Origin of the sequence: Duganella sp. Root1480D1 (assembly GCF_001427305.1) — a bacterium.
Lineage (GTDB): Bacteria > Pseudomonadota > Gammaproteobacteria > Burkholderiales > Burkholderiaceae_D > Rugamonas.
On the sequence record NZ_LMFZ01000017.1, the window covers coordinates 43,714 to 51,657 of the forward strand.

7 protein-coding genes are annotated in these 7,944 nt (G+C 55.6%); 2 read left to right on the top strand and 5 right to left on the bottom strand.

Features of this window, described 5'->3' with window-relative positions; genetic code table 11:
- Nucleotides 1-55: 55 nt before the first annotated feature.
- Nucleotides 56-262 carry a DUF3079 domain-containing protein gene (locus tag ASD58_RS17225; protein WP_057262429.1) on the bottom strand — a complete coding sequence of 69 codons (207 nt, stop codon included), beginning with the start codon at nt 260-262 and terminating at the stop codon, nt 56-58.
- Nucleotides 263-398: 136 nt separating this feature from the next.
- Here ASD58_RS17225 and ASD58_RS17230 point away from each other — a divergent pair, with 136 nt between their 5' ends.
- Nucleotides 399-1,469: a flavodoxin family protein gene (locus ASD58_RS17230; protein ID WP_057262415.1), complete on the top strand. Its 1,071-nt coding sequence runs from the start codon at nt 399-401 to the stop codon at nt 1,467-1,469.
- A gap of 78 nt (nt 1,470-1,547) precedes the next feature.
- Nucleotides 1,548-2,831 (top strand): hypothetical protein, encoded by a 1,284-nt coding sequence (locus tag ASD58_RS17235; protein WP_057262417.1) that lies wholly within the window; start codon nt 1,548-1,550, stop codon nt 2,829-2,831.
- 50 nt (nt 2,832-2,881) lie between these two features.
- On the opposite strand, the gene ASD58_RS17240 is transcribed toward ASD58_RS17235, so the two are convergent.
- The 4 genes from ASD58_RS17240 to ASD58_RS17255 form a co-directional block, all read right to left on the bottom strand.
- The gene (locus tag ASD58_RS17240) at nt 2,882-3,916 is read right to left on the bottom strand and encodes a hypothetical protein (RefSeq protein ID WP_156401333.1); all 1,035 of its coding nucleotides are present in this window, start codon (nt 3,914-3,916) and stop codon (nt 2,882-2,884) included.
- On the bottom strand, nt 3,909-4,310 hold the full coding sequence (locus ASD58_RS17245; RefSeq protein ID WP_162253031.1) for a PEP-CTERM sorting domain-containing protein: 402 nt from the start codon (nt 4,308-4,310) through the stop codon (nt 3,909-3,911). Before ASD58_RS17245 ends, ASD58_RS17240 begins: the two co-directional genes overlap by 8 nt.
- Nucleotides 4,311-4,732: 422 nt before the next feature.
- Nucleotides 4,733-6,562: an ABC transporter ATP-binding protein/permease gene (locus tag ASD58_RS17250; RefSeq protein ID WP_082565487.1), complete on the bottom strand. Its 1,830-nt coding sequence runs from the start codon at nt 6,560-6,562 to the stop codon at nt 4,733-4,735.
- Between the two features lie 263 nt (nt 6,563-6,825).
- Complete coding sequence (locus ASD58_RS17255) at nt 6,826-7,587, bottom strand: hypothetical protein (RefSeq protein ID WP_057262421.1); 762 nt, start codon at nt 7,585-7,587, stop codon at nt 6,826-6,828.
- Nucleotides 7,588-7,944: the final 357 nt, after the last annotated feature.

Genomic DNA, 7,944 nt, shown 5'->3' on the forward strand with positions numbered 1-7,944 from the left:
GTGCCGTCTTGTTTCAACCCCGCGAGAAATGTGACGAAATCTGCACAAGCCGGGTTCAGGCGGATTTCTTCACCTTGGTTTCGGACTGGGACTCCAGCAGCGGCGATTCCCACTCCATCCAATCGGAACCGAAAAGCTCCGACGGATGCTGGGTCCGCTCTGAGCCATTGCCGCACGCGAGACTGTCCGCAGGACAGTACTTGTCGCAACCCCAGCAGACCCGCTCCGGATGCAAGGGAATGATCGGAAATTTCTTTGCCATGCGCCAATCGTAGTCCTGCCGCCACTGGCACAACCTTAATCCAGATCAAGTTTTGCCGGCTTGCGTGGTCGGTTCGCTGACGTACTGACCCGCCAACGTACCCATGGCACATTTTCTCCAGTACAGGAGGTTCAATATGACGGAAGTCCGCAAAGGCCAGGCCGGTAAAAAGCTGGAACGCGCCGAGTTCCACCTGCGCTTCATACGCAATTTTTCCGATCCTCGCTTCGACAAGCTGCGCGACGAAGTTGCAAAGCTCGAAGAAGTCGCCTGGCAAAACTTCAGCGACAGCCGCAAGGCGCCTTTGACCGAACCCGCAGGACCGGGCCACGCCGATCCGGCATACGAGCTGTCGGTGGAATGGAAAGCCGCTGCGGTTCGCCTGCGGGCGGCAGAAGAACATCAGAAGGATCCCACTACCCCCTCGCGCGTCCTGCTGATCTGCGGCGCGGCGCGCAATGACGGCAGCTGCCCTGGCGAAATCTCCAAAACCTGGCGCATGCTGAAACTGGCCGAGGCGACCCTGGCCAGCCAGGGGATCGTCACCGACGTCCTTGACCTGAGCCGCCTCACCTCGGAATTCGAACTGCGCATCCACCCGTGCAAAGGCTGCGTCTCCACCGCCATGCCGCTTTGCCATTGGCCATGTAGCTGCTACCCCAATCACAGCCTCGGCCAGGTGAATGACTGGATGAACGAGATCTATGAGCAGTGGGTATCCGCGCATGGCATCATCATTTTCACACCGGTGTATTGGTATCAGGCGCCGTCCGTGCTGAAGCTGATGATCGACCGGCTGGTGTGCGCAGACGGCGGCAATCCGGATCCCACCAGCACACATGGGAAGAAGGCCGAAGAAGCCAAAGCACTGGAACTGGCGGGATGGCCCTACCCCAAACACCTGGCAGGCCGCGCCTATGGTCTTGTGGTGCACGGAGACGTCGCAGGCGTCGAGAGCCTGCGACGCAATCTCTCGGACTGGCTTGACTGGATGGAGCTCATCGATGCCGGTACCCAGGCTCGCCTTGACCGCTATCTTGGCTATTACGAGCCATACGCGACCAGCCACGACACCATGGACAAGGACGAAGCCTTCCAGGAAGAAGTTCGCAACGTCGCGCGTGCCGTTGCGCACGCCGTCCGCATGCTGCGTTCGGGCGCCCTCGCCCCTCCAGACAAAGGCTTGCATCCGCCCCGCCCTAAATAGATTGCAACAACTTTTCCTATGTGGAAATAAGTGCTACGATCTTCCTCTTCTCCATTTGAATCGTAGTAGCTGGACAATATGCGCGATACCTTTCCCTTCCTGACGCGACTTGGGCTGCAACCCGGTGCGGAAGCCAAAGAAATCCGCCGCGCTTATGCGAGGGAATTGAAGAAGATCGATCAGGAAACCGATCCAAGCGGATTCCAGCAATTACGCGAAGCATATGAAAATGCCTTGCGCTGGCATGAGGCATCGCAGATCGAACATGCATCGGCCCCTGCACGCGATGAAGAACCGGAGCCAGTGCCGGAGCCAGAGGATCCTTACGAACTCGCAGCCCTCAGTTTCCAATGGCTTCAATCGGGTTCCGACCTCATACTGGAACGCGCAGAGTCATCCCATGTCGGCTTGTGGAAGATTGCCCTGCGGAAGTGCCTTGACGATGATCGCCTTTTGAATTTACAAGCACGCATTCTCTTTGAGGAGCAGCTTGTCCGTTTGCTTGCGTCCGGCTGGCAGCCAGGCCACGAATCGCTTTTTCAAGCAGCAAACGAGGTTTTCGAATGGGAGCGCGACCGTCGCCGCATTCTGCAATTCGGCGAAGCCGGAGCGAGGCTGGACAAGGCTATCGACGAGTGGAAACTATTCGAGTCGATGACACCCGATGCTATTGCCAGCTTCAGGCAATTACTCAACCTTGTCAGCATCACACGCGAGCCAACAAGCATGATAGGCCGCAGCGACTTCCTGCTCTTCCACCAGATGGCCAGCCGTTTCTACAGTTGGCTTTCCCTGACGGTCGAACGCGAGGCCCTCGAAAACTGGCGCGAAGCCGCCTTCGCCGAATCGCAGCGCGACCCCGCCAAACAAAATGCAGATGACAAGGCCTGGATCGACCCATCAAGCGAGTCAATCTGGCGACGTCCCATCATCGCATTACCGATTGCCTTCATGTTTATCGGCCTGCTCTTTGGATTCCTCAGCATGGTGATCGATGCCCGGACGCCGAAGAATAAGGAGGCTGTTGAGCGTAACGTTACCGAATCGCTTGTGCCCCCTCGAGACGAGGAAGTGTTCCAGTTTGAACCGGACAAAGACGGCCCGCCTACACAAGCCCAGTTGGACGCTGTGCAGCGCCAGGTCTACTACATTCCGGGGAGCGGCGTTGCACCGGGTGTATTGCGTGCGCGATACCACATACAGATCGATGCCTCAGGGAAGGTCGTGATGGCATGGAAGTTGAACGCGTCGCGCGACCCGCTATTCGACGACGCGGTTGAGAGTGCACTGGTTCATACCAAAGTCTTCAAACCTGAAAATCAGGGGAAGTTTCGCGCCTGGTTTGACTATACGGTGCGATAGCGTGATAAATACAGGGCAGCGCCACAGCATCTGCCCTTGAGGACTTCGGCTTACTGTGCTGCGGTAGTGAACGTCCACGACTTGTTCACTGCCTTTCCATCCACCATGGCAATCAACGCAACGCTGTAGGCGGTGCTTGGCTTCAGCCGCTGCACTGGTACCAGCGTAGCGGTGAATCCTTGCATATTGCCGTCATCAGTCAATGCAGGACCGTTAGTGCTGATTACCGGACCAAGCTGGCCTCCCTTGTTCACCAGGATTCGCGCGTCGACTGCCGTACCTCCGGCAGGCGTCAGGCTGAACTGGCTGATCGCAATCGGCACGGTCACCGCCATGCCCCGGGTTTCGAAGCTGACCGTAACGGGCGTACCTGCTTCGACCAGGTCCGGTACCGGCGTTGGCGTTTCAGTGCGATTGAAGAACACAAAGGGTACGTCCACCTGGTTTGCGTAAGGATAGGCACGGATACTGCCCGCCCCCGGCAACTGCGCCGTTTGCGAAGTGCTGGTGGCAACATCCACCACGCAGAGCGTTGACGCTCCCTCGGCCGGGTTGAAGTTGTTAGCCGCTATGCCGATATCGATCGTGCTGGCAAACAGCAAAGCCGCGTGATAAACGGAATTGGCCCACTCCGCCACACAGGTCATGTACTTGTCGGTACCGACCGTACTGTAGATCGCCTCCCCCGAAACCGAAGCGGTATAGCCCGCCGCAGCAATCCGATCGCTGGCCCGGACACCTGTGTATCCAGGCTTACCCGCCGTTTCGCCATGCAGTTCGCTAACGCCGTTCTGGTTGATGTAACTCCAATGCGCTCCCGCCGACTTGTCCAACAAGAGGCTCTGGGCCAGCAGCCCAGAGCCGATCTTGCCGCGCAAGGCATTGATGGCATTGAAGATACTCAGGTTGCCGCTGCCTGCAGCATAAGTCGGCGTGGGAACCGAAGTGACTATGTTCCCTTCCAGTGGCGGCGGTATTGCCGGCGGCGTTGTAGCAACGACTGGCGAGCCCCCCGACCCGCCACCACCGCAAGCCGCCAGCATCAAGGTCAACGCAAGTGCTGGGAAACTACGCGAGTTAAGCATGGAACCCCTCCCGACGACGCAGGAGAAGCAAAGCACAACCCAAGCCAAGCAAGGCAATGGTCCCTGGTTCGGGGACGGCTGCTGCTGCCTGCGGCAAGTCGTCCACCGCAATGATTTGAGGTGCTTCGATTTGCACATTCGTCGAAGGCAGGTAGACCTCAACGACTGGCTGGATTTCCTGAGGGGTCGGGGTGGAGATCGGCGAAACCGACGGCGCTGGAGTGCTGTCGAAACTCGTCAACGGCAAAGTGCTGAAAGACTGTGGTGCGGTACTGCTGTAGTTCATGAAGCTGAATTGAATACTGTTTACCGTGCCGGGACCGGCAAACGCTTGAGCACCCGCCAGAACGGAGCAGGCCAGCAGGCAAGACTTGAACAGCGTATTAGCTTTCATATCGCGCTCCATATTTAGGTTGTGGAAACTACAAGCTAGCTGAAGCATCAATCGTGCCTACTATCTAAGTACCTGATTACGCTGAGTTACCCCAACTTCATGCATGAAAGGTGTTAAATTTCGCGACAATTAATTTTGCAATTAGGAAATTTCACATGGCGACGGAAGTCAAATGCGCGCAAGAACTCGCTCAACTTTGATAACATACGTGATTCCCTTATCAGCGCATTAGGAAGTGAAGCAGGTGTCTACATGGGTTATTGCCTACCGGAGTGCCGACCGGTCTGAGCATCAAATCTCGGCAATTTCGGCTGACGTGCTGACGGAGCAAGGTGCTGCCATGCTCGTTAGCGAATACTTGAGACAACAACAATTAGCCCAGGGCGGCGGACCGCTGGCTACTGAGCAGTACAACTTTCAGATCACCGGCATTCATCAAGTTCCCGGGGGTACGGAAAACGCGTAATTGTGGCGCCTTGCGGCTTGACCGATAAAGGCTTCACTACCTCGTGCAACTCCCACGCGCCATCACCTTTCAAGCGCAGCACATGCGTGTGGTGGCGACGGACAGCAGCACGGTGGGCGATGCTAATCAAGGTAGCGCCCGTTTCGCGCAAGCTTTTGTAGAGTGAAGCTTCATTGCCGCTGTCGAGCGCACTGGTCGCCTCGTCCAGGATGACGATGTTGGGCTCGTGCACCAGCACCCGGCCAAACGCCAGGCGCTGCTGCTCACCGACCGACAACAGCTTTTCCCAATCCTGAACCGCATCGAGGCCACCGACACGTTCGGCGAGTTGCGGCAGGTGCACCTGCGCCAGGATTTCCAGCAACTGCTCGTCGGTCAAGCTGGTCTCCACGCTTGGGTAGATGAGCTGGCTGCGCAGCGTGCCATGCTGGAGGTATGGCTGCTGTGGCAGGAAGAAGAAATCTTCCAGCGGCGGGTGTTGAATCAGGCCGCTGCCGGTATCCCACAGGCCTGCGATTGCGCGCAATAGTGAACTTTTGCCGCAACCGCTGTCACCAGTGATCAACAGCGCATCGCCGGGTTGCAGCACAAACGACAAGTCTTTTACCAGCATCCGTTCGGATTGCGGCGGGCACACCGTCAATGAATCAACGGCGATCTGCTTACCCGGCCGCATCCTGATCCGCGAACGCTGGCTGCCGGCCACCGGCTCTCCCTCCGCCGGTGGCAAGACCAACCGCGACAATGTCTGCAGCCGCTCGGTGCCCGCCACAAAGCGGCTCAGGCTTTCAAAGTTGTCGACGATGACGCCCACCGCGCCAAGCACTGCCGTGAAGGCTCCCGCCGCCTGTATTGCCCGCCCTACTTCCAATTCACCGGACAGCACGCCATCCGCCAGCAGCACCCCCGGCAGCACCAGGGTAAGTTGACTGAAAGTTCGCTGGAATAAATTCAGGGTGCGCTGCTTCTTGATGAGCCGACTGTAGTTGTTGAAGACCTTGTCGAACTTGCTGTCGATGTTAGCCCGCTCCTGAGCCTCCCCCCTGTAAAACGCAATCGATTCGGCGTTTTCGCGCAGGCGCATCAGGCCGAAGCGAAAATCCGCCTCGCGTCGCAGCTGCCAGAAGTTGAGGCGGATCAGTGGATTGCCGAACACGTAGAGGGCAATAACGGTACCTGCCAGCGCATACACGGCCAACACGCCTACCAGCAAATGCGAAATGGACCACAGCACAGCACTAAAGGCGACGAGCTGCATGATCGAGCCCAGGAAAATCAACAGGAAGTTGATGGAACGCCCGGTGAAGGTGTTGATGTCTTCGCTGATACGCTGGTCTGGATTATCGATCTCGCCTTCCGAAGTCAGGTCATAGTATTTCCGGCCTTGAAGATAGCCATCGAGGAAGCGTCCTGTGAGCCACCGCCGCCATTGATTGGCGAACATGTCCCGCATGTAGTAGTAGAAGGCATAGATTGGGACCGCAAATGCCAGGATGAACAGGCAGGCGCGCACCGACTTCCAGAAGCGGTCGCCATCACGCCCCGCCAGCGCAGATGTCATTTCACCTGACTGGTTATTCAGCATGACGGCAAACTGGGTTTCGGCGAGCATCAGCACGATCAACAGCATCAGCAGGCCCCAGGCTGCCTTCTTCTCATTCCCCAGCCAATAAGGTTTGGCGACGCTGAGGAACTGTTTCCAGGCGGCCAGCGACAAGGGAGGAGCACGGCGCCTCTTTACAGGCACTGCTGATTCTTCGGGAGCGGCGGCGGTATCGGCTGTCATCTTCATAGCCTGAGCATACGACTCAGCATGAAGCCGCTCCGTGCGGAAACGGACATAGCGACCGCCGCGAGCAGTCCCTACCAGGGTCTCAGCCTTTGCTTTCCACTAGTCTCACTCGACGTAGCTCATCGACCCTGCATACTCAATACATGAAGTTCGTCTTCTGGCCGCCGACTTCGTACTTCATTGTAAATGACTTCCAATTGTCACCAGACTGTAAAACACATGCTATCACCTCGTGAGTTTCTAGAAGTAGCTTCAATTTATACGAACACTGGCCGCACTACATTTGGCATATCGTCATACGCCTTACAAATGAGTTCTCTCGGTAAACAGTTGCAACAATCCTCCAAATGTGCAATTAAAAGCCAAGTAGCTGCCCTTCGATATTGTCCGGCGCCAATCCAATGCTCCTCTAGATTGGCTTTCAGGAGATTTCGCCCCGCATCCATTAACATGTCGCGATCATTGTTGCTACCAGTCTTACGCAAGCAAAGAACATAAGCAAACTCCCGTGGACGCAAAACCCGCTCCAATGAAATCTGCTTCGCACCATAGTATTTCTCAAATTCTGCCCTTGCAAGATCATATTCACCAGCAAGTATGCAGAGAGCCATGAAATCATCCAAACCATCACGGGAAATTTGTGATTTCGAATAGACGTCCGAATCTGTCATCGAAAGCCCACAAAATTTACGTGCTTTGCTCCACGAAGCTACATCGAGCTGACCATCTCGCATCCATAAGGCTAGCGCGGCCGACCAATGTAAAGTCAGCCGATGAAAATCTCGACTCGTACCGAAATCCTCATCCTCAACAATCGCCTTTTGCAGCCAAATCAAGGCACGATCAATTACAGAATGCAATTCATCACCAATACCGACAAGCCAAGCTTGTAGCACATCGCTAACCAAATGGCCAGCAATATTGCCCATGGGTCGGTTATTTTCGAAGACGGCGTTAAGAGTTGCCTCCAACATCCAGTCATCGAAATTTTTTCGCATCAATAGCGGATTGAAAATCATTTTATTCCTCAACACGGCTTATGTCCGCAATACTTAACTTGGACAGAATTCTTAACACTGCCTGAGCCTGCCGTATTTGTCGTGAAATCACCGCTTTTTTAAGTTCCTAGCTGCTTGTGCTTTTATCGTCAGCGGCAAGTTCGATGCCTTAATCGAATTTATGACCTCTTCAACTGCAGAATTTCGTCTAGTTGAAATTGAGAATGCCGGCGAGTGAGCAATCTCGGTCGCGGAACTTCGGAAGTTATCGGAAATTTTCAAGCTAGTTGTCGCCTAATTTGATAGTTCAAGCTGCTTTTTTCAATGTGTGCTGGTCTACCTCCATGCTGTTCAAAGAATGTCCATTCTCAGGGTTCA